This is a genomic window from Novosphingobium sp. (genome assembly GCF_965228995.1).
Lineage (GTDB): Bacteria > Pseudomonadota > Alphaproteobacteria > Sphingomonadales > Sphingomonadaceae > Novosphingobium.
On record NZ_OZ245852.1, the window covers coordinates 2,393,764 to 2,416,919 of the forward strand.

General features: G+C 66.3%; 12 protein-coding genes. 6 read left to right on the forward strand and 6 right to left on the reverse strand.

From position 1 onward, the window contains the following. Positions 1–18: 18 nt before the first annotated feature. Genes ACO056_RS11070 through ACO056_RS11080 form a run of 3 tightly spaced genes read right to left on the reverse strand, consistent with a single transcriptional unit; the run spans position 19 to position 5,812 of the window. Positions 19–1,437, reverse strand: coding sequence for an efflux transporter outer membrane subunit (locus tag ACO056_RS11070; RefSeq protein WP_421846660.1), 1,419 nt, complete (start codon positions 1,435–1,437; stop codon positions 19–21). Beyond that, positions 1,434–4,625 carry an efflux RND transporter permease subunit gene (locus ACO056_RS11075; protein WP_421846662.1) on the reverse strand — a complete coding sequence of 1,064 codons (3,192 nt, stop codon included), beginning with the start codon at positions 4,623–4,625 and terminating at the stop codon, positions 1,434–1,436. The genes ACO056_RS11070 and ACO056_RS11075 overlap by 4 nt, the downstream gene beginning before the upstream one ends. Beyond that, complete coding sequence (locus ACO056_RS11080) at positions 4,625–5,812, reverse strand: efflux RND transporter periplasmic adaptor subunit (protein ID WP_421846664.1); 1,188 nt, start codon at positions 5,810–5,812, stop codon at positions 4,625–4,627. Before ACO056_RS11080 ends, ACO056_RS11075 begins: the two co-directional genes overlap by 1 nt. Positions 5,813–5,992: 180 nt before the next feature. Here ACO056_RS11080 and ACO056_RS11085 point away from each other — a divergent pair, with 180 nt between their 5' ends. Continuing rightward, the gene (locus ACO056_RS11085) at positions 5,993–6,475 is read left to right on the forward strand and encodes a (2Fe-2S)-binding protein (protein WP_421846666.1); all 483 of its coding nucleotides are present in this window, start codon (positions 5,993–5,995) and stop codon (positions 6,473–6,475) included. A gap of 17 nt (positions 6,476–6,492) precedes the next feature. Next, positions 6,493–8,682: a molybdopterin cofactor-binding domain-containing protein gene (locus ACO056_RS11090; RefSeq protein ID WP_421846668.1), complete on the forward strand. Its 2,190-nt coding sequence runs from the start codon at positions 6,493–6,495 to the stop codon at positions 8,680–8,682. Between the two features lie 162 nt (positions 8,683–8,844). Here ACO056_RS11090 and ACO056_RS11095 read toward each other — a convergent pair whose 3' ends face one another. Together ACO056_RS11095 and ACO056_RS11100 are read right to left on the reverse strand one after the other, a co-directional pair. Continuing rightward, complete coding sequence (locus ACO056_RS11095) at positions 8,845–12,264, reverse strand: glycosyl hydrolase 2 galactose-binding domain-containing protein (protein ID WP_421846670.1); 3,420 nt, start codon at positions 12,262–12,264, stop codon at positions 8,845–8,847. Between the two features lie 101 nt (positions 12,265–12,365). Continuing rightward, positions 12,366–14,906: a glycoside hydrolase family 3 N-terminal domain-containing protein gene (locus ACO056_RS11100; RefSeq protein ID WP_421846672.1), complete on the reverse strand. Its 2,541-nt coding sequence runs from the start codon at positions 14,904–14,906 to the stop codon at positions 12,366–12,368. Between the two features lie 234 nt (positions 14,907–15,140). Here ACO056_RS11100 and ACO056_RS11105 point away from each other — a divergent pair, with 234 nt between their 5' ends. From ACO056_RS11105 to ACO056_RS11120, 4 genes are all read left to right on the forward strand, one after another. Continuing rightward, entirely contained in the window at positions 15,141–18,164 is a 3,024-nt protein-coding gene (locus ACO056_RS11105) for a TonB-dependent receptor (protein WP_421846674.1), read from the forward strand. A 130-nt stretch (positions 18,165–18,294) separates the two neighbouring features. Continuing rightward, entirely contained in the window at positions 18,295–19,857 is a 1,563-nt protein-coding gene (locus tag ACO056_RS11110) for a tryptophan halogenase family protein (protein ID WP_421846676.1), read from the forward strand. Further along, positions 19,854–20,726 (forward strand): ROK family protein, encoded by an 873-nt coding sequence (locus ACO056_RS11115; protein WP_421846678.1) that lies wholly within the window; start codon positions 19,854–19,856, stop codon positions 20,724–20,726. Before ACO056_RS11110 ends, ACO056_RS11115 begins: the two co-directional genes overlap by 4 nt. Continuing rightward, entirely contained in the window at positions 20,723–21,898 is a 1,176-nt protein-coding gene (locus ACO056_RS11120; protein WP_421846680.1) for an ROK family transcriptional regulator, read from the forward strand. Before ACO056_RS11115 ends, ACO056_RS11120 begins: the two co-directional genes overlap by 4 nt. A 230-nt stretch (positions 21,899–22,128) precedes the next feature. Here ACO056_RS11120 and ACO056_RS11125 read toward each other — a convergent pair whose 3' ends face one another. After that, positions 22,129–23,151 carry a LacI family DNA-binding transcriptional regulator gene (locus ACO056_RS11125; protein WP_421846682.1) on the reverse strand — a complete coding sequence of 341 codons (1,023 nt, stop codon included), beginning with the start codon at positions 23,149–23,151 and terminating at the stop codon, positions 22,129–22,131. Positions 23,152–23,156 lie beyond the last annotated feature (5 nt).

Genomic DNA, 23,156 nt, shown 5'->3' on the forward strand with positions numbered 1-23,156 from the left:
GCATGTGCGGCTGTGGACTCAGGGGGCCGGGGGAGCACCTGCGGTCTGCCAGCCGCCGCCGAGTGCCTTGAACACGCTGATCTGCGCGTCCGCGCGGTCCGCCTCCGCCTGGGCGAGCGCGGCGCGGGTCTGGGCGCGTTCGCGTTCGGCGTCGAGCAGCTGGAGGAAGCTGTCTGCCCCGTAGTCGAAACGGGTGCGCGAGAGGCGGGCAGCATCGCTGCTCGCGGTCATCGCGCGGCGCAGTGAGCCTTCGCGGCTCGCGGCACCGCCAGCGCGGGCGAGGGCCTGTTCGGCTTCCTTGAGCGCGTTGAGGATGGCGGCGTCGAAGCGGGCGAGCGAGCCTTCCGCGACGGCCTGGCTTTCGCGTACCCGCGCACGGGCGGCGCCGTTGAACGGGAAGTTCCAGCTGATCAGGGGGCCGACCGAATAGCCGAACGAGCTCGAGGTGCCGAGATTGCTGAACTGCGTAGCGCCCAGAGAAGTGCTGCCGAGCAGTGAGATCTTGGGATAGAGCGCGGCCGTGGCCACACCGATGCGCGCAGTATCGGCGGCAAGCGCGCGTTCGGCCTGGCGCACATCCGGGCGGCGGGCGAGGAGCGTCTGACCATCGCCGACCGGGAGCGGTTCGGACGCCATCGGCACGGTGCGGCACTTGGCCGCCGCGCTGTCGAGGATCGCGGCTGGCGGATCGCCGGTGAGCACCGCCAGCGCATAGAGAGCGGAGCGGCGCTGCGCTTCGAACACGGGGACCTGCGCGCGGGCCTGCTCGACGAGGACGGTGGCCTGATCGACTTCGCTGCGGGTGCCGCGTCCGGCGGAGAGGCGGCGCTCGGTGAGATCGAGCGTGTGCGCCTGCAGATCTTCGGTTTCGCGCGCGACATCGGCCTGCTCGCCGAACCCGCAGGCCGAGGCATAGGCGCGCGCGGTTTCGGCGGCGACCGAGACACGCGCGGCATCGACGGCGGCCTGCGCCGAGGCGGCATCGGCGCGGGCGGCTTCGAGCGAGCGGCTGACCCCGCCGAAGAGATCAACTTCGTAGGAGGCATCGAAGCCGACCGAGAAGAAATCGTTCGTGACGGTGCGCCCGATGGAGGGGACAACCTGCCGGCTGTTCGAGAACTGCGCCTTGGTGGTGGACGTGGGTAGCCGCGCAGCGCCTGCTTCGGAGAGAACCGCGCGGGCGCGTTGCAGGTTGGCGGCGGCGACGCGCAAGTCGGTGTTCTTCACGAGCGCCTGCGTGACGAGCCGATCGAGTTCCGGATCCTTGAACAGCTGCCACCACTGGTCCGGCAGGGGCGAGGGCGTGACCGTACCGTTTTCGAGCGCCTCGGTCAGGCGCACTTGCTCTGGCGGTAAGGCGGCGGGGCGCTTGTAGTTCGGGCCGACCGCGCAGGCGGCCAGCAACAGCGCGGGGATCAACGCGGCAAGACGCTTCATGCCTCGCCCTCCGCGGCCGGTGCAACCTCGCTTCCGGGCTTCGGACGGCGGCGCAGCCAGCGGCCGACCCGTTCGCCGAAGCCACGGCTGATGATGTAGAACGAAGGCGTGAAGAGCAGGCCGAAGCCGGTCACCCCGATCATCCCGAAAAACACCGCGATGCCGAGCGCCTGCCGCATTTCCGCACCGGGGCCGGTTGCGATCACGAGCGGGAGGGTGCCGAGGATGAAGGCGATCGAGGTCATCAGGATCGGACGCAAGCGCTGGTGCGCGGCGCGTTCGGCAGCGGCGCGCGCCTCCAGCCCGTCATCCTCGCCCTGGCGGGCAAATTCGACGATGAGGATGGCGTTCTTGGCGGCCAGCCCGATGAGCACGACGAGCCCGATCTGCGTGAGGATATTGTTGTCACGCCCCATCAGCCCCACGCCGACGATGGCGGCCAGCAGGCACATCGGCACGATCAGGATCACCGCGAGCGGCAGCACGAGGCTTTCGTATTGCGCGGCGAGCAGCAGGAACACGAAGACCACCGCAAGCCCGAACACAAGGCTGCCGGTGTTGCCGGCCTGCTGCTGCTGGTAGGCCAGTTCGGTCCATTCATAGGTGAAGCCTGCGGGCAGATTGGCCTTGGCAAGGCTGTCCATCGTGGTGAGCGACTGGCCCGAGGAAAACCCGCGCGTGGTATCGCCCTGGAGTTCGGCAGCCGGATAGAGATTGAAGCGCACGACGCGGTAGGGGCCGCTGTCGTTCTTGAGCGTCATTACCGCCGCGAGCGGGACCATCGTGCCAGAGGCCGAGCGCGTCTTGAGGCGGAGGATATCGCCGATATCATCGCGGTAGGGCGCGTCTGCCTCTGCGGTCACGCGGAAGGTGCGGCCGAGGAAGTTGAAATCGTTGACGTAGGTGCTGCCGAGATAAGTACCCAGCGTCGAGAACACGCGCTCCACCGGCACGCCGATCTGCTCGGCGCGCTCGCGGTCGATGTCCGCCTTGAGGCGCGGGGTCTTGGTGTTGAAGGTGGTGAAGACCGAATTGAGCCCGGGCTCCTGATTGGCGGCCATCATCATCTTGAAGGCGGCGCCTTCAAGCGCGGCATAGCCAGCGCCGGAGCGGTCCTCGATCATCATCTTGAAGCCGCCGCCGGTGCCGATACCGCGCACGGGCGGCGGGGGCACGACGAGGACATTGCCCGCAGTGATCGCCCCATAGGCCTTGCGCAATTGTGCGGCGACCTGATCCGACGAAACCGAGCGGTGATCGAAATCCTTGAGCGTGACGAAGATCGCGCCCGCGTTCGGAGCGGTGGTGAACGTCGCGCCGTCGAAGCCCGCAAACGCGATGGTCGCCTTGACCGCCGGATTGTCGCGCGCGATCTTCGCGGCCTGCTGGACGATCTCGTCGGTGCGCTGGAGCGAGGCGCCCGGCGGCAGCTGGACGACGCCGATCAGGTAGCTTTGATCCTGCGCGGGGATGAAGCCGGTGGGCGTCTCGTAGAAGCGCCAGCCCGCGATGGCGAGCAGCAGGATATAGGCGATCCCGAGCATCCCGAGCGAACGCACCAGCCTTGCGGTGAGGCGGCCATAGCGTTCGGACAGTCGCTCGAACCCGCGGTTGAAGCCGCGCGCAAAGCGTACCGGAACTCCGCGCCAGCCGGGTGCGGGGGCTGCTTCCTCGTGGCTCTTGGGCTTGAGGATCAGCGCAGCAAGCGCCGGCGACAGGGTGAGCGAGACGAACGCGGAAATCGCGGTGGCGCTGACGATGGTGAGCGCGAACTGCTTGTAGAACGCGCCCGAGATGCCGGGGATGAAGGCGGTGGGGATGAACACCCCGCACAGCACCAGCGCGATGGCGATAAGCGCGCCGGATACTTCGTCCATCGTCTTGTGCGCGGCCTCACGCGGGGAGAGGCCTTCTTCCATCAGGCGCTCGATATTCTCGACCACGACAATGGCGTCGTCGACCACGATGCCGATGGCGAGCACGAGGCCGAAGAGCGAGAGATTGTTGAGGCTGAAGCCGAACGCGGCCATCGCTGCGAAGCTGCCGATAAGCGAGACCGGAATGGCGATGATCGGGATGATCGAGGCGCGCCAGCTTTGCAGGAACACCAGCACGACAAGCGCGACGAGGACAATCGCCTCGAACAGGGTGTGTTCGACCGCATTGATCGATGCGCTGATGTATTCGGTCGGGTGGTAGGGGATCGAGTAGACGAGGTCCGGCGGGAAGGCCTTCGACAGGGACTCCATCTCCGCCTCGACTGCAGCGGCGGTCTTGAGCGCGTTGGAGCCGGGAAGCTGGGTGACGGCGACGCCGATCGAGGGGTAGTTATCGCGGTAGGCATTGGTGCCATAGTCCTGCGCGCCAAGCTCGAGGCGGGCGATATCACGCAGGCGCGTCAGGCGGCCATCTTCGTCGCGCTTGATGATGATGTCACCAAACTCTTCGGTTGTGGTCAGGCGTCCGGTGGTCTGGATGCCGAGCTGGAATGCGGTGCCGCCCTGGTTGAACGGCGGCTGCCCGACCGAGCCTGCGGCAACTTGCGCATTCTGCGCGCGGATCGCGGCGATGATCTCGTCCACCGTGAGGTTGCGGCTCGAGGCCGCATCGGGATCGATCCACACGCGCATGTTGTAATCGCGCCCGCCGATGATGCGCACGCCGCCGACGCCCTGCACGCGGCTCAGCCGGTCGACCACCTGCAAGGTCGCGTAGTTGGCGACATATTGCTGGCTGAGCGACTTGTTGGGTGAATAGAGGTTCATCACCATCAGCAAGTCGGGCGAGTTCTTGCGCACCGTCACGCCGATCTGGCGCACTTCCTCGGGCAGGCGCGGTTCCGCCGTGGCGACGCGGTTCTGCACCAGCACTTGCGCCTGATCGACGTTGGTGCCCGCCTTGAAGGTGACAGTGATCGTGACGTTGCCGTCGCCCGTGGAGGACGACTGCATGTAGATCATGTTCTCGACGCCGTTGATCGATTCCTCGAGCGGGGCGGCGATGGTTTCGGCCAGCGTTTCGGCGGTTGCGCCCGGATAGTTGGCCGAGACGACCACGGTTGGCGGGGCGATTTCTGGGTACTGGCCAACCGGCAGCGAAGGATAGGCAATCGCCCCGATGATGACGATCAGGATCGAAAGCACCGCCGCGAAGATCGGACGGTCGATGAAGAAATGCGGCAAGCGCATTACTTGGCCGTGGCTTCTGCCGCTGCGGGCGCCTTGATCGCCGAGGACGCGGGCGCATCCGCTGCCGCGCGGGGCTTCAGCGGGATGACCTTGGCATCGACATCCATGCCGGGCTGGAGCCGGGCGAGACCATCGAGCACGACCTTTTCGGAGGCGGCAAGGCCCGTCTTGATCACGCGCAGGCCTTCGACCAGCGGGCCGGTTTCGACATTGCGCTGTACCGTCTTGCCGTCCCTGCCGATGACATAGACGAAGCGGCGGGTCTGATCGGTGACGATGGCTTCATCGGGCACGAGCAGCGCGCTGTAGGTACCCGAGCCCAGAAGGCGGGCGCGGCCGAACATGCCGGGGACGAGGAAGCCGGTGGGATTGTCGACTTCGGCAAAGGCGCGGATCGTACCCGAATTGCGGTCGATCGCGTTGTCGACGAACTTCATCAGGCCATGCCAGCGATAGCTCGTTTCATCCGCCAGCTTTATGTCGACCGGATTGGGGGCATAGCGCGAGGATTGCCGTTCGCCGGACTGCGCCTGGCGGACATATTTGAGGTAGAAGGTCTCCGCGCCCTCGAACGCAAAGCGGATCGGATTGACGGTAACGACGCGGGTGAGCACCGTCTGCCCCGCCGCGACATAAGTGCCGATGGAGACGCGCTTGTCGGAGACCCGGCCGCTGATCGGCGAGCGGATCGTGGTGAAGGAGAGGTCGAGCGACTTGGCCTCAAGATTGGCGCGGGCGGCGCCGGCAGCGGCTACGGCGCTGCGCAGATTGGCTTCCTTGGTCTCGAACTCTTCGCGGCTGATCGCCTGCGCATCGACCAGCTTCTGCGCGCGGGCGAGCTCGGTGCGGGCGTTGGTGACAAGCGCCTGCGCCTTGGCGAGATCGGCGCGGGCCTGTTCGGCCGCAGCCCGGTAGGGACGCGGATCGATGGTGAACAGCACCTGACCTTTGGAAACTTCCACGCCTTCACGGAAGTTTACGCTTTCGACCGTACCGGAAATGCGCGGACGGATCTCCACGTCCTGCACCGCTTCGAACCGGCCCACATAATCATCCCAGTCCACCACTTGCCGCTTGAGCGGCACGGCAACGGAAACATGAGGCTTGGGCGGCGGAGGCGGGGCTGAGGGTGAGCAAGCGGCAAGCGCCGCAGTTGCGAGAAGCGGGAGAAGGATGATTCGGCGCACTTAACCTAAGTATGGGCTCTAGGGGTTCAGCGCAACCGTTGCTGCGGTGCAGCGTGATGCCCTCTCGGGTGAGGCTGCGGGCAAGTTTCCTCTTGGCAGTGGCGTAGCGCGATATCAGTTGCTAAAAGCGACCTAGTGCAGCAGGCAAGGTAGTGCTTGCGTCCAGGGGAGTGGTAAATCGTGGCTATCGAGGCAAAGGTTAACGGAAAGCCGGTCAGCTTCGCAGTCGAGCCGGATACGCCGCTGCTCTGGGCTATCCGCGAGGAGCTGGGCATGACCGGCACCAAGTTCGGCTGCGGCATCGCGGCCTGCGGCGCCTGCAGCGTCCACATCGACGGCGAAATCACGCGCTCGTGCAGCGTGCCGGTGAGCGATGTGGCGGGCAAGTCGATCACCACGATCGAAGGGCTGGGCGGGCCTGATGGTACGCTGACGGCCCTGCAGCAGGCCTGGATCGCGCATCAGGTGCCGCAGTGCGGCTATTGCCAATCGGGCCAGATCATGGCGGCGGCGGCGCTGCTGGCGAAGACGCCCAAGCCCACGGATGCCGATATCGACGCGGCGATGACCAATATCTGCCGCTGCGGGACATATCCCCGCATCCGCGCGGCGATCCACGATGTGGCCGGTACGGCTGCAACCACCCCCGCCAACCCGGCCTGAGGAGCAAGCACATGGGCATGATCCGCAGAACATTCCTGATTGGCGGCGCGGCACTGGTCGGCGGCGGCATCTTCGCGGTCCAGTATGGCGATAGCTCGGCCCGCTCGCAGGCGGCGAAGCTGACCGACGGCAAGGACGGGCACAACTTCGGCACCTGGCTGCGTATCGGCGAGGACGATACCGTCACGCTCTATTCGCCGCATACCGATATCGGGCAGGGATCGAACACCGGCCTGGCGCAGATGCTGGCGGAAGAGCTGGATGCCGACTGGAGCAAGCTGTCTGTGGTTTCGGCACCGGCGGAATCGGCTTTTGCCAACGTCGTGCTGGGCAAGGGCTTCCTTTCCGAAATGAGCGGTTATCCGGGCATCATCGGGTCGCTGCCGATGTCCTTGCTCGGCATGGTCGCGCGGCAGATGAACCTGCAGATCACCGGCGGCTCCTCGGCACTGCGCTTCACTGGTCAGCACGGGCTGCGGGTGCTGGGTGCAGGTACGCGGGCTGCGCTGATCGAGACGGCAGCGGGGCGCATGGGCGTGCCCGCCGGCGAGCTGACAACGGCGGACGGCAAGGTGGTCCACGCCAAGAGCGGCAAGACGCTGCGCTACGGCGAACTGGCGGCTGAGGCGGCGACACGCAGCCTTTCCACCAAGGTGGCGCTGAAGGATCCCAAAGACTTCAAGCACATGGGCAAGTCGATCCCGCGCTTCGACATTCCGGCCAAAGTCAACGGCAGCGCGCAGTACGGCATGGACGTGACGAAGCCCGGCATGCGCGTGGCGACAGTGATTGCGGCGCCCGTGCGCGGGGGCAAGCTGATCTCGGTCGATCCGGCGCCGGCGATGGCGGTCTCGGGCGTGGAGAAGGTGATCAGCCTTGAAAGCGCCGTGGTGGTTGTCGCCAAGGGCTACTGGCAGGCGCTGAAAGGCGCGCGCGCGCTGGCGCCCAAGTTCAGCGATGGCGGCAATGGCCTGATTTCCACCGCCACGATCTTCGCCGAGCAGGACAAGCTGCGCGCCGAGGGCAAGCCAACCAAGACCGCGGGCGAAGGCGATGTCGATGCCGCGCTCAAGGCTGATGGCGTGAAGCTGCTGGAGGCGGACTACAAGATGCCGTTCCTCCACCACGCGATGATGGAGCCCTTTGCGCTGACGGCGCATTTCAAGGATGGGCATCTCGATCTGTGGGGCGGCATGCAGGATCCGCTCGGCGCCAAGGCGGCCGCGGCCGGCGCGGCGGGCCTGAGTGCCGACAAGGTGACGTTCCACCCCATGCTGATCGGCGGCAGCTTTGGCCGCCGTCTGCCGATGTACATGGAAGTGGTCGATCAGGTGGCGCGCGTTGCCATGCAGGTGCCGTTCCCGGTCAAGCTCATCTGGTCGCGCGAGGAGGAAGTCTCGCAAGGGGCGTATCGTCCGCAAAGCTCGGCCAAGCTGACCGCGGCGCTCGGGGCCGATGGCAAGATCACTGCATGGCGCAACGATTTCGCCCAGCCGGAAGACGGCCTGCGCGAAGTGCCGTTCTTTTATGATGTGCCGGCAGTGGCGCGGCGGCATTTCAAGCAGGTTTCGAACCAGACCGTGGGCGCGTGGCGTTCGGTCAACGCGACGCAGCATGGCTTCACCACCGAAAGCTTCATGGACGAGCTCGCGCATACGGCGGGCGCCGATCCAGTGGAGTTCCGCTTGAAGCACCTGAAGCCCGGGCGGCACCGCACCGTGCTGGAGGAAGTGGCGAAGCGCAGCGGATGGGGCTCGCCGCTGGAGCCCGGGCACGCGCGCGGCGTGGCGATGGTCGAATGCTTCAACACGATCGTCGGCCAGGTTATCGAGGCTTCGCTCGCCGAGGATGGCACGCCCAAGGTGCACAAGGCGACGGTCGTGGTCGATTGCGGCACGGTGGTGAACCCGACTGCGGCCGAGGGGCAGATCCTCGGCGGGATGGTGATGGGGCTTTCCTCCGGCATCGGTGAGGCGATCACCGTGGACAAGGGCGCAGTCCAGCAGAGCAATTTCAGCGATTACGAAGTGCTCAAGCTGGCGAACGCGCCGACGGTCGATGTGCATTTCATCAACAGCGGCGCGGAGATGGGTGGCATCGGCGAGCCCGGCCTGCCGCCTGCGACCCCGGCGCTGGCCAATGCGCTGTTTGCGCTGACGGGCAAGCGAGTGCGGTCGCTGCCGATCAAGGACCAGGCGAAGGCTTGAAGCAGTTGGACGCGTCACATCGGATCATGTCCGGGGTGGCAGTGTCCTTACCCCACCGTTCGTCATTCCCGCGAAGGCAAGAATCAAGGGCCGCAAGCGCCGCGCCTGTCGCTCTGGATTCCCGCCCGCACGGGAATGACGAGGGTGGGGGAGAGTGGTCCTTCACGGCGCGATCCTGGTTGTGCTCTCCGGCGTATTCCAGCCCCGGATCGCAATGCTGGCTGGCTTGGCGCTGGCGGGCACACGGACGGTGAGCGTGCGAGCCTCGCCCGGCATCAGCGAGACGTAGTTGTCCTCGAAGTAAGCGGGCAGCACGCGCGCGCCTGCTTTGTCGAGCACAGTAAGCTTGATCGCGAGCGCCGGGGTCTTGCCGGTGTTGGCGAGGGTGAGCACGAGCGGGCGGTCGCTTCCCTGCGGCTGCCCCATCAGCGCCTTAATGCTGATCGTAGCGGCGGGCATCGCGTTGAGTTCGCGGTAGGCGGCGGTGTCGCGGCCGCGCCAGTAGATGTTGCGGCTGAGGACAGCGCCTTTTGCGTCGATGAGATCGAGCGCGACGAGGACCATGCCGCCGTCCGCCATCAGCGGGGCGAGATCGACTGGCGGCAGCGGAGTTGCGGTGTTGGCTGGGGCGGCGAGCGGGTTTTCGCGGGTGAGCAGGGTGCGGCCAGCCAGATCGGTGACGCACACCTTGGCGGTCAGCCCCGGCAGATCGCTACGGGTGGTGTTGATCACCATCAGCGCGTTGTCCGGCAGATTGAGCTGGATGTGGACGGGCTCGGCCCCGGCGCGCGCGCCGTAATAGGCCGCGTGGGTGTCCATGTCGGAACTGTAGAGCTGCCAGGCGTTCGAGGGCCACGAGGGATGCGTCATCCAGAACAGGCGGCCGGAATTCCTGGTCCAGAGATGGCCGACGAAGCCCTCCATTATCGCCTTGTGGGTTTCGAGGTTCATCATCTGCGCCTTGCGTTCGAAATCGGCGAGACTGGTGGCGGGGCCGAACATCGCGGCCAGCGTGTCCATGAAACTGTGCGTGTCGCCATTCCCGCTAAAATGCCAGTCGTGGTAGGCCATCGTGTCGCCGAGCGGCCAGCGGTCGGCGGCGGGGACGCTGGCTTCGACGGCCTCACGCGTGGCGAAGGATGGGGTGCCGGTTTCGACCGAGAAGCCGGACGCGAGATCGGTGAAATAGCCTTCCGGCGGGCGGTAGTTATAGGGGCCGGAACCCTGCAGGTTCACCACGTTGGAGGAGCCGGTGTACCAGCGCGTGCCGTCGAGCCGGGTGACCAGCGCATCGAGGCCTTCGTTGAGCGTGGGGTAGGGAACGCCCTCGTTGCGGCCGAACCAGACCACGATGCTTGGGTGGTTGCGGTAGCGCGCGATGGTGTCTGCCGCGTTGGCGAGGAACAGCTGCGGATCCTCGGGCTCGATCTGGAAATCCTGCGTGGATTGCCAGAAATCGTTGAGGATCATCATGCCGTTCTCATCAGCGAGATCGTAAAAGGCGGGCTCGGTGTTGTTGCCCATCCAGTTGCGGATGACATTCATGTGCGCCTCGCGCTCGAGGCGGAAGTAGGGCTCGAGCTCGGCGCGGCCGAAGCGCTTCATCGCATCGTCCATGCCCCAGCTGCCGCCGCGCGCGGCGATCCGTACGCCGTTGACGCGCAAGGTGAGGTGCGGGAGCGCGATGGACGGCGGGACCGGGCGGACGGCAAGGGATTGCTCGCCCGCTTTCGTGAGGCTCTGCGCCCAGCCGAGCGGGGTCTGCTTGATGGCGCTGTGCCGGACGTCGATGAGAGGGAGTTCGCCGGGACGCGCATCGGTGGGATCGACTTCAACGCGGTTCAGGCGGCCTGCACTGTCGAAGAGGGATAGCTCGTTGCTCACTTCACGGATGCCGAAGCGAAGGCTGCGGGTGTCTGAGGGCTGGCCTGCGGCGGAGGCGGTAAGATCGAGGGTATAGAGCGCGGGATCGCCATAGCCGTTTGGCCACCACAGGCGCGGGTTGGCGATGTGGAGCGCGGGATCGGTGGCGGGCGAGAAGGTCACGGTGGTTTCACCGAGGGCGGCGGTGATGCTCCGGGTGAGGATGATCTCGCCGATTTTGGCCGTGACGGTGAGCGGGACAGGCGCGGTGCCGGGATTGATGACAGGGACCGTGACGGTGACATCGGCACTGTCGGTGCGCGGCAAGGGCAGATCGGTGACCACGTGAGGATCGCCAAGCCGTACCGGGCCAGTGGCTTCGAGCGTGACACCTTGCCAGAGACCGGTGTTGCGATCGCGGATGCCGGGGATCCAGTCCCAACCTTCGGTGGCGACGAAGGTGGGGCCGTCGATGGCGAGCTGGCCGCCGTTTTCACCGACGCCGCCTTTGACGGACTGTTCGTGCGGGATGCCGGGATGCGGCGGCGGGCTGACGCGCACGGCGACGACGTTTTCGCCCGGCTGCGGCGTGAAGGTGAAGCGGCCGCGGGTGAAGGCGCCTTTCATGGTGCCGAGGTGCGCGCCGTTGATCCAGACTTCGGCAGCGTAGTTGATGCCATCGAAGCGCAGCGCGAGCGCCTTGCCTGCGGCCTCGGCGGGCAGGGTGAAGCTGGCGCGGTACCAATATTCCTGCCGGGCAAGGCTTTCGGGGATCGCGAGGTTGTTGAGGCCGTAATAGGGGTCCGGATAGACACCGCGATCGACCATGGTGGCGAGCACGGTGCCGGGGACGCGGGCGGCGAGCCAGCGGGTGGTGTCGACCCCGGGGCGGGAAAGCGCGGCGCCATCGGGTGCGACGAGATCGGGCGCGGGGGTCAGTTTCCAGCCGTTTATCTGCCACTGGCCCGGAGCGGTGGGGGCAAGTGCCGGTTGGGGCGTGACCGGAACCGCGCGAGGGGCGCTGGGCGGGGTCTTGCTGCGGGGCAGGAGCCACGCGTCCTGCTGTTCGGTGAGGCCGATGTTGGCTTTGCGCTGGAACGGCCAGCCTACGCCGACGTCGCGGAACTGGACGGTTGTGAAATCGGGACGGGCGGCGAAAAGCGCGGCGGGATCGCTTAGCCTGTCGTCGATCTGCGCCGCGGCGAGGGCGCCGGCGAAGTGCGGCTGGCCGGGGAGTGGCGGGGCGATGGCGATACGGTGATCGGTGGCGGGGCTGGCGATGGTGCTTTGGGCGGCGGGCTTGCCATCGATGAAGAGGCGCGCGGTCTTGCCGTCGTACGTGGCGGTGAGGTGGCTCCAGTGCCTGGCGGGGAGCGGCGCCGTGGCTGTCAGCAGCACTTCGCCGAGGCGCAGGGCGGGGCGGCCATCCACCAGGACCAGCGCGCGGCAGGGCGCGCAATCGGCGCGGCCCTGCTGGATGAGCGTGATTTCGCCGGGTTGGATGCGATCTGGCTGCACCCAGGCGGAGAGCGTGAAAGCGGCATCTGCCGCGAGCAGCGGGGTTGCGGCGGGCAAGTCGCGCTCGATCCCGATGCCGCCTTCGAGGATGCGCACATTGTAGGGGCCGCCGTTGTCGGGAACTTCGGCCCGAACGGGCGTGGCGGCGAGCGCGCTGGCGGCTAGGAGGAGCGGTGCCAGGCGGCGCTGGGATCTCGGCATGGCTGGTTTCTCTCCCCGCATCCGGGCTTGATTTGCCCGAATGCCTGACAACGCAATCAATTTAGCTCATCCTATGAGAAATAAACTGCATAATAAATGCATTATTTGGCGGCACCTTTGCATCCGGCGAGGATATCGCCCTTCGTGCCCAGCGTCACGCTGGCAAGGCCCAGCGAAAGCGGGCCCCGGCTGGTGAGGACGAGCGGGCTGGAGACGGCACGGGTATCGGATCCCGCCGGCAACAGGCACTTGAGCGGGACGGCGAGCGTCTGCCACGTGCCGAGCGGCATGGCGGCGAGTTCGGGTAGCGGTACGGACGCACCGCAGGGGCCGCTGCCGCAGCGGGCGGACAGGCTGACCGGGGCGCCGGGCTTGGCATCGAGGCGCAGGTTCAGGAGGAGCAGGACATCGCCGTTGGTTTCGCGCGAGAGATCCTGCGGCGCCGCTGCTTCCAGCGCGATCGTGGCGGGCTGCGCACCCGCGGCGAGGGTGATGCGGCGCGCGCCTTCCTGCACGTCCTTGTCGATGGCCGAGATGGTCAGCCGGTTGCCGGGTGTTGCGGCCGGGACCGGGCCAACGGTGTGCGGGGCGGCGGCGGGATCGGTCAGCACGAGGGACCAGCCGGGCGCGGCTTGTCCGCGCTCGAGAAAGACGCCGGGCAGGGCTTCGGGCGCAACGCCCGGGTCCTCGGGCAGCGGCGTCCACGGCGCGGGGCCGCTCGCCATGTTGAGGCCATAGCCGTAGGCGAAGAGCGGATCATCACCGGCACGCGCGGTGCGGGGCCAGGCGGTGGGGAGGCGGCCGGTGAAGTCCGCGCCGTCTTTTGCATAAAGCACATCGGCGACACCGCCACCTTCCGAGCCTGGCAGCCACGCGACGACGAAGGCATCGGCGGCATTGAGTTCGGGGTTCACGAAGAGCGGGCGGCCGGTGAGCATGACCGCGATCACAGGAATGCCCTGCGCTTTCAGTGCCTTCATCGTGGCGAGCGGGCCGGTGAGATCGGAGCGCAGCTGGAGCGAGCGGATATCGCCCTGGAATTCGGCATAGGGTGTTTCGCCGAAGACGACGATGGCGGCATCGGGTTTGTGGGTGAAGTGGCCATCGGGCGCGAGCTGCGCGCTGCCGCCGGAGGCCTCGGCGGCGGCCTTGAGGCCTTCCCACAATGTGGTGGCACCGGGGAACAGGTTGCGCGTGAGGCCGGTGCCCTGCCAGCTCAGCGTCCAGCCGCCGGACTGGCGGGCGACATCGTCCGCGCCGTCACCCGCGACGAGGAGGCGGGCGCCTTGCGTCAGCGGAAGCACGCCGGTGTTCTTGAGCAGGACCAGCGACTTGCGCACCGCTTCGCGGGCGATTGCGCGGTGCTCCGGGCTGCCGAGGAGGTTCCATTGGCCCGCCAGCAGCCGGGTCGAAGGCGCGCCCAGTTCGAACAGGCCGAGCCGCAGCTTGACGCGCAGGATGCGGCTGACGGCATCGTCGAGCCGGGCCATGGGGACGGTGCCGTCCTGCACCTGCTTGAGCAGGCTGCCGTAGAGCGGCTTCCAGCTATCCGGCGCCATGTACATGTCGACCCCGGCGAGGAGGGCCTGCGGGCAGCTTGCGTTGGTGCAGCCGGGGATCTGGCCGTGGGCGTTCCAATCGGTGACGACGAAGCCGCCGAAGCCGAGTCGGTCCTTGAGGATGTCGGTGACAAGGCCCTTATTGCCCGCGATCTTGACGCCGTTCCAGCTGGAGAAACTGGTCATCACCGTGGCAACGCCGTTCTCGATCGCGGGGAGATAGGGCGCGCCGTGGACGAGGCGCAGTGTGGTCTCGTCGATCTGCGCATCGCCCTGATCGTGGCCGTCTTTCGTCGCGCCATCGGCGAGGAAATGCTTGGTGCTGGCAATGACATGTGGGCCGGCGAGCACGCGGTCGGTTGTCGGCGGGCCTTGAAGCCCCCGCACCATGCGGCCGACATAGCTGGCGACGAGCGCGGGATCGGAGGAGTAGCCTTCGTAGGCCCGGCCCCAGCGGTAGTCCTGCGGGACAGTGACGGTGGGAGCGAACGTCCATTCCTGCCCGGTAACGCGGATTTCGGCAGCGGTGGCGGCGCCGATTTTCTCGATCAAGTCCGGATCGCGCATCGCGCCGAGGCCGACATTGTGGGGAAACAGCGTGGCGCCGATGATGTTGCTGTGGCCGTGGACCGCGTCGGTGCCCCAGATCACGGGAATCGCCGGACAGCCGGGTCGGCCACGCATCGAGGCGGCGTAAAACGAATCGGCGAGCTTGAGCCATTCGGGCGCGGGGGCGAGGTCATTGCCGCCGGGGCCGGAGTTGCCGCCATTGAGCACCGAGCCGAGATTGTAGCGTGCAACGTCCTCGGGAGTGAGGCTGGCGATATCGCCCTGAATGACCTGACCGACTTTGCAGGCAGCATCCATCTGCTTGAGAAGTTTGGCGATTTTGGCCTCGTCGGCATCGGTCACGACTTTGGGCCAGGCGATTCGCGGCCATTCCTGCGGATGAACGGTGGCAGCCGAGTCGCTGGGGAGAATCGGGGGGGCAGCAAGGGCTGCGGCCGGCACGAGACAGGCGGCGAGGGCCAGCGTGCAGGCCATCCCGGTCATTGGGCCGACTTGGGGCGAAATCCGCTTCATTCCTTGGTTTTCCTCTCCGTTTCCCGGTTATCGGCGACCATACCGGGTTACGCTATTAATGAACGATGATGGCATATATTGAATGACAACGTTGACAATACGGACAAGATGATCGTATTTCAACCGTGCCACACAGGTCGGGGCAATCCGCATCGCGGACAACCCGATCATCGGAAAGGCGGCGACACCCCGTTCAAAGCGGGGGTATCCGCTCAACTTGCAAGGGGAGAGACCATGACTGACCGTTTCGCGCGTCCAACGACGCTGCTGTCCAAAAAGGGGCTTATGGGCGCCGCGTCGATCATGGCGCTGCTGGCGGGCGGCAATGCCGCAGCCCAATCCGCAGCTCAGGGGACGGCGCCGCAGCAGGCCGCACAGGCCGATGGCGCCGCCGCCGATGAAGGCAACGCGCCGATCGTCGTGACCGGCTTCCGCCAGTCGCTTGCCGCCGCGCTCGATGCCAAGCGCAATTCGAACCTCATCATCGAAACAGTCAGTGCCGAGGATATCGGCAAGTTCCCCGACCAGAACATCACCGAATCGCTGCAGCGCCTCCCCGGCATCCAGATCGATCGCGAGAACGGCCAGGGCACCAAGGTGCGCATCCGCGGCCTCGAACAGAACCTGACCGTGCTCAACGGCGAACTGTTCGTAACCGGGCAGGAAGTGTTCAAGGTGGGCGAAGGCAACTTCACGCGCACCGACAGCCTCGAGAGCGTTCCGTCCGAACTCATCGGCGGGGTCGAGGTGTTCAAGTCGCCCAACGCCTCGCTGCTGGAAGGCGGCCTTGGCGGCATCGTCAACCTGAAGACGCGCAATCCGCTCGATCTCAAGAACGGCCTGACGGTTGCCGGCAACGCGCGGCTCAACAAGGCGAGCGGGATCGATGGCTGGAAGCCGACCGGCGCAGTGGTCGCGAGCTACAACTTCAACGACAAGTTCGGCATCATCGTCTCGGGCAGCTACAGCAAGACGAACGGCCACTATGACATTCTGGGCGGCGAAAACCGTGGTAACTGGGCGTTTGGCGAAGGCCGCCGCGACACTGCCACGGTGCCGACCAACTATTACGCGCCCGAATACCGCTATGTGACGGACCGCGAGCAGTACCGTACGCGGTGGGGCGTCTCGGTGGGTCTGGCCTTCCGCCCGACCGACACGCTGAGCCTGGACCTCCAGTACTTCCATTCCGATCTCAAGGTGGACACGCGCGAAGGTTCGGTGAAGTTCCCGTTCGGCCAGGGCGAATCGCTGGGGCTGCTGCCGGGCTACAAGATCGACAGCAACGGCGTGCTTGAAAGCGGCACGGTCCGTGCGCAATCGGCCGAGGCGATCTCGGTGGTGGACGAATCCAGCATCAAGTCGGACAACGTGCAGTTTGGCACCAAGTACGACAACGGCAGCAATTTCCGCGCGACGATGGAAGCGACCTATTCGGAGGGCAAGCTCTTCCGCGACGTGGCCAACAACGACGTGCGCTTCACCAAGTATACCGTGCGCCAGGGCGCGGTCGGCGGGCCGCTGCAGGACGGCGTGGCGCTCAACAGCGCGGCGCCGGCGACATTCGACTTCACGTATCAGAACGGTGATTTCCCGAAGTTCGGCATCGCGCCGGGCAGCCCGCAGGACTTGTTCGGCAATCCGGCAAACGGCTTCTTCAAGTCGCACTGGGCCTTCGGTGACCGCTCGAAGATCAAGGGCCACTCGATCCGCGCCGATTTTGCTTGGGATGTCGATTCTTCGGAAAAGGGCAAGATCACGCTGAGCGCTGGCTTCCGCTATGGCCAGCGCACGGTGGACTTCACCTCGGGCCGCTATCTGGCGGACTATTCGGGCAAGGGCGAGATCGACGCGACCAAGATCCCGCTGGCCGAGCGTGATCCCACCTTCAATTACAACTACACGCCTTATGGCTACTTCCAGGACGGCGCGATCGGCTACAAGATCTGCGACCTGCCGGAAGCAAACAAGCCCGCAGCCTTCGCCGGGTGCAGCCGCTTCGGCAATTCACCGGCGCTGATCACGCCTTATGACACCTTCACCAGCAATGCGGGCCGCGTGGAGACGCTGCTCAATCCCAACGTTCCGGGCGGCAAGCTGCTGATCCAGAACCGTTCGCAGATGGTGAACGCGCTCAAGTGGATCCAGAACCTGTACCCTTCCACGCCGTTCAGCTTCTTCCAGGATCCGCTGCAGACCTTCTTCGTGAAGGAAGAGACCAAGACCGGCTATGTCATGGCCGATATCGGCGGCAAGGATGACAGCTTCCATGTCAACGTGGGCCTGCGCATCGTCGATACCAAGCTGAAGGTGGACCAGAACCAGGGCACCGCGAACCCGACCTATTATGGCACCGACAGCTGGAACGGCGTGGTGAAGGACTTCGACACTTCGAGCGTTCAGCGGTCCTACACCGACTTCCTGCCGAGCGTGAACGTGGTGGTCGATGCGACCGACAGCATCAAGGTGCGTGCCTCGGCCGCGCGGGTTACCTCGCGCCAGCCGCTGTTCGACCTTGGCCGCGGGTTTGCCACCGACTTCACCCGCGATGCTGCGACCGACAAGTTCCTCTTCACCAGCGGCAGCCGTGGCAACGCCACCCTCGATCCGTTCCGCGCGTACCAGTTCGACCTTGGCGTTGAATACTACTTCGGGCGGCAGGGCCTGCTTTCGGCGGGCGTGTTCTGGAAGGAAGTGGACAGCTTCGTTATCTCGCAGACCGTGCCGGTCTTCGTGAACGACCAGGCGGGCGGTCGTATCGGCCCCGTTTCTCAGCCGGTCAACGGCAAGGGCGGCCGGGTCAAGGGCTTCGAACTGGCGGCGCAGTATGCCTTCCCGTTCGGCCTTGGCTTCACTGCGAACTACACGTTCTCCGATACGAGCACCGAGTTCAGCAACGACTTCGAGACGGGTCTGCCGCTGCCGGGCGTTTCCAAGCACTCGTTCAACGGGCAGGTCTATTTCGAGAAGCACGGGTTTGCCGCGCGCGCGTCCTACTCGTGGCGCTCGAAATCGTACCTCGGCAACTTCGGCTTCGGCGATGGCGGCGTGACGCGCACGCTCGGCATCTACCAAAAGCCCTATGGCCAGCTCGACGGGCAGGTTTCCTACCAGGTGACGCCGAACTTCAACGTGTTCGTCGAAGGGATCAACCTGAACAAGGAAAACACCAAGACCTACCTGCAGTTCCCCGAGCTGCCGTTCCGGTATGAATCGGGCTCGCGCCGGATCTTCGCGGGCGTGAAGTTCAACTTCTGATCATTGCTCCACCTCCCTCGGAGCCTCTTGGGGGGAGGGCCTTTGCGGGCCTTCCCCCCTTTCTTGTCCAGAAGCCTTGTCTTGGGGCGGCATGACCGCCAGCATCGGGCGAGATGACGATACCTGACCTATGATGACCCCTGATCCCTTGCGCTCGATCCTGATCGTTGGCGGCGGCACTGCGGGCTGGTCGGCGGCAGCGCTGCTTGGCGCGGTGCTGGGGCCTTCCGGTTGCCGGATCACGCTGATTGAATCGAGCGATGTGCCGACCGTCGGCGTGGGTGAGGCGACGATCCCGCCGGTGTTCGAATTCCTTGCCAATTGCGGGATCGATGAGGTTGATTTTATTCGCCATTGCCAGGCGACATTCAAGCTGGCGATCCGCTTTGACGACTGGCTGGAGCGGGGACATTCGTATTGGCATCCCTTCGGCAACCTCGGCGTCACGATCAACCAGCGGCCGTTTCACCACTATTGGTGGAAGAACAAGGCGGCAGGGCATGGCGAGAGCTTTGCCGATCTGTGCCCGGCGATCGCGCTGGCGGAGGACGGCAAGTTCGCATTTCCGCCTCCGGACGGGAGCTATCCCGGCGGGGCGCTCAATTATGCGCTGCACTTCGATGCGGGGCTGGTGGCGCAATACCTGAAGCGGCATTCCATGGCGCGCGGGGTGGAGCACGTCGACGCGCGGATCGCGGGCTGCGAGATGGCGGGTGACGGCGCGATCGCTGCGGTTCGGCTCGTCGACGGGAGGCGGATCGAGGCGGATTTCTTCATCGATTGCTCGGGCTTTCGCGGGCTGCTGATCGAGGAAGCGCTCCACGCGGGCTATGAGGACTGGACCAGGTGGCTGCCCTGCGACCGGGCCGTGGCGATGCCGACCGCGACTGTCGGTCCGCCTCCGCCCTATACCGTTTCCGCTGCGCATGAAGCGGGGTGGCGCTGGCGGATCCCGCTGCAATCGCGGGTGGGCAACGGCTATGTCTACTCAAGCCGCCATGTGAGCGACGAGCAGGCGGCGGAAACGCTGCGGGGTGCCGTCATGGGTGAAGCGCTGGCGGAGCCGCGGTTCCTGCGCTTCACCGCCGGGCACCGCAAGGCTATGTGGGTGAAGAACTGCCTCGCCGTCGGGCTTTCGAGCGGGTTTCTGGAACCGCTGGAATCGACGAGCATTCATCTTATTCACACCGCGCTGAACCGGCTGCTCGATTACTTCCCGGACCGGCACTGCGATCCCGCGCTGGCGACGGCATACAACCGCGAGGCGGCGGACGAATATGCGCATATCCGCGATTTCCTGCTGCTGCATTATGTGCCCAACCAGCGGCATGGCGAGCCGTTCTGGGACGAGGTGCGCAGCAATCCCCTGCCGGACAGTCTTGCCGCGAAACTGGAGCTGTTCCGCCGCACCGGGCGCATCGTCTCGCGGCGGCGCGAGCTGTTTGCGGATATCAGTTGGTTCTTCGTGGGCGCAGGCATGGGGCTGGTGCCCGAGGCACTCGATCCGTTGGCCGATGCGGCGCCGTTTGACGAGGTGCGCCGCGTGATCGGGCAGATCAGCGAAGTGATGGGGCGCTACAAGAGGGCCGCGCCGACCCATCAGGACATGCTGGCACGGCTGCTCGACCCCGCGCTGAAGGGGCGGCCGAACTTCACGCAAACCTGGGGCGGTTCCGGGGGAGGCGGGGCATGATCGCCGGGCTCGAACTGGGCGGCACCAAGTGCGTTGCCACGCTGGCACAAGGCCGCGAAGTGATCGACCAGCGCCGGGTGCCGACGCGCGATGCAGGCGCGACGGTTGGCGATCTTACCGCGATCCTCGACAAATGGGTGGCGGCACATGCCCTAAAGGCCATCGGCGTGGCCGCCTTCGGGCCGATCCGCACCGACCGCGCGGCGGCTGATTTCGGCACGTTCCTCGCTACGCCCAAGCCGGGCTGGCAGGGCTTCGGCCTCGCCGCGCATCTGCAGGATCGCTACGGCCTGCCGATCGGGCTCGATAGCGATGTGAACGGCGCGGCGCTGGCGGAAGGACGCTGGGGCGGCGCGGAGGGCATGGCGAATCACGCCTATATCACCGTGGGCACCGGGGTCGGCGTCGGGCTCGTGGTGGGCGGACGGACCATGGCGGGCCGCGCACACAGTGAAATGGGGCACATATTTGTCGATCGTGCGCCGGGGGACGATGGGCCGGGAACGTGCCCGTTTCATGGGGCCTGCGTGGAAGGATTGATCTCCGGACCGGCACTGGCCGCGCGGGCGGGGCAGGCGGGGGAGGCACTGGACGAACTCCATCCGATATGGAATCCCTTCGTCCATGTTCTTGCACGGCTCGTCCATACCATCGTGTTGACCGGGGCACCCGAGCGCGTCGCCCTGGGAGGCGGCGTGTTGACCAGCCGGCCCGAACTGGTGGCGCGGGTCGATGCGGCCGTGCGGGCAAGCCTTGGTGGTTATGCGCAGGCGCCGTTCAGCGTAGGTGCGCCGGTGCTGGGCGATCAGGCGGGGCCGATGGGCGCGCTGGCGATTGCGCTCGATGTGCTGGAGGGCGCCGCCGCGTGAATCTGGGGCTCACGCGCAGCGGCTATCGCGGCGCGACAATCGAGGATGCCGGTGCCCACAACACCCGGATCGTGCTGCGCGCCATCCGTGCGCAAGGCACGCTGACCAAGGCAGAACTGGCGCGGCAGACGGGGCTTGCTCATCCCACCGTCACCAATATCACCCGGCGCCTGATGGAGCGCGGCCTGCTGCGCACTGCCGGCATGCAGCGCGGCGGGCGCGGGCAGCCGGCGACCCGGCTCGTGATCAACGCCGAGGGCGCGCATGCCATCGGGCTCAATGTCGACCGCGATCACATCACCATGGTGCTGGCGGACTTTGCCGGAACGGTGAAGGCGCGGCTCGATCAGGAAATCGCCTTCGCGCTGCCCGAGCAGGTGCGCAGCTTCTATCGCCGCAATCTCGACAGGCTGCTGGCGATGGCCGGGGTCGAGGCAGGGGCGATAACCGGGATCGGGCTGGCGCTGCCGGACGGGCTTGGCGTGATCGATCTGCCGGGCATGCCGGGCGATTATGCGCAGTGGTCGGCCACCAACCTCGAGGCCCTGTTTGCCGAACCGCTCGGGCGGCCGATCTATATCGAGAACGACGCGGCCGCTGCAGCCATCGGCGAGATGCAGTTCGGGCGCGGGCAGCGGGAACAGAGCTTCTTCTATGTGCTGATCAGCTATGGTCTGGGCGGCGGTCTGGTGGTTGGCGGACAATATGATCGGGGCGCGGACGGGCGCAGCGGCGAGATCGGCTTCATGGCCGTGCCGGGCGAAGGCGGCGCGCTGGTGCCGCTGCAGTCCATCGTCTCGATCGCAGGCATCAACCGGAGGCTCGAGCAAGGGGGCCGTTCGCCGTTTGCGCAAGGCGAGACACCATCGAACGATGCCGTCCTGCAGCGCATTCATGACGACTGGATCGAGGAATGCGCGCGCGCGCTGGTGCAGCCGCTGGTGGCGGTGAACTTGCTGATCAACCCCGGCGTGGTGCTGGTTGGCGGGCGGCTGCCGATGCCGCTACTTGAGCGGCTGACCCAGCGGACCAATCTCCTCCTGCGCAGCGGCGGGCGCGAGGCTCCGGCGATTGCGCCGGTCATGGCGGCAGCGCTGGCGGAGGATGCTTCGGCAGTGGGCGCGGCGCTGCTCTCGTTCGATGATCTGGCTTTGGCGGGCGAGGCGAGCTGAGTAGCGAGCCAGAGCGCCGTGCACGACCGCTCTGGGCCCCCGCCTGCGCGGGGGTGACGAGGGAGTTTATGGAATGCTCGGGGCCTAACCGCAGCGCGGTACTGCGCGCACCTGCACACCCTTCGTCATTCCCGCGCAGGCGGGAAGCCAGAGCGGCCTGCGCTGCGCATGTTGCTCTGGGCCCCTGCCTCCGCGGGGGTGACGAGGGAGTTTATGGAATGCTCGCGGGTCTAATTGCCGCGCGGCGGTGCGGTGCTGCGGCGGATGAGGAGTTCGTGGGCGAGGTGGATATCGCCGCCTTCGGGTTCGCCTTTGAGTACCTGGAGCAGCATGTCCATCGCGCGGTAGGCCATGTCTTCGACAGGCTGGCGGATCGTTGTGAGCGGCGGCCAGACGACGCGGGATATGTCGGAATCGTCGAAGCCTACAACCGAGAGATCCTCAGGCACATGCAGCCCGCATTCGCGCGCGGCGGCGACGGTGGCGGCGGCCATGTCGTCGTTCTGGGCGAGGATCGCGGTGGGCGGCGGATCGAGCGCCAGCAGGCGCCGCGCGGCGGCAAGGCCGGAATCGAAGGTGAAGAGCCCGGATTCAATCAGTTCCGGGTGCAGCGCGATGCCCGCCTTGGCGAGCGCCTGCATCGTGCCGACAAGGCGCGCATCGGACGCGGCATGGCTGGGATCGCCCTTGATCACGCCGATGCGGCGGTGGCCGAGCGCGACGAGGTGCTCGGCGGCCTCCTGCGCGGCGGCGACATCGTCCATCGCCACAGAGGGCCCATTGCCGAGGAGGCGGGTGGGTGAAATGCGGGCAAATGGCATGCCGACTTCGCGCAGTTCCGCCATCAGCCCGGCGTGATCGGAGGCAGGCGGGGCAAGCAGCACGGCATCGAGCGCGGCGGAGCGGAGCAGCGCGATGATCTCGTCCTCGCGCTCGGTGACGGATTCGACCGGGAGCACGACAAGGCGGAAGCGTTCGCCATGGAGGCGTTCGAGCGCGCCCTTCTGGAGTTCGACGACATAGCTGGGGCTGGGCTTTTCGTAGACGAGGCCGATGAGGTAGGACCGGCTGCGGACAAGGCCTTGCGCTGCGACATTGGGGTGATAGCGCAGCTCGCGCATCGCTTCGCGCACACGGGTTTTCACCGCTTCGGTGACATGCGGTTCGTTGTTGACGACACGGCTGACGGTCTTGGCCGAAACTTCGGCCATGCGTGCAACATCGACGATAGTGGCCCGCTTGGGTCTGGTCATGGAAC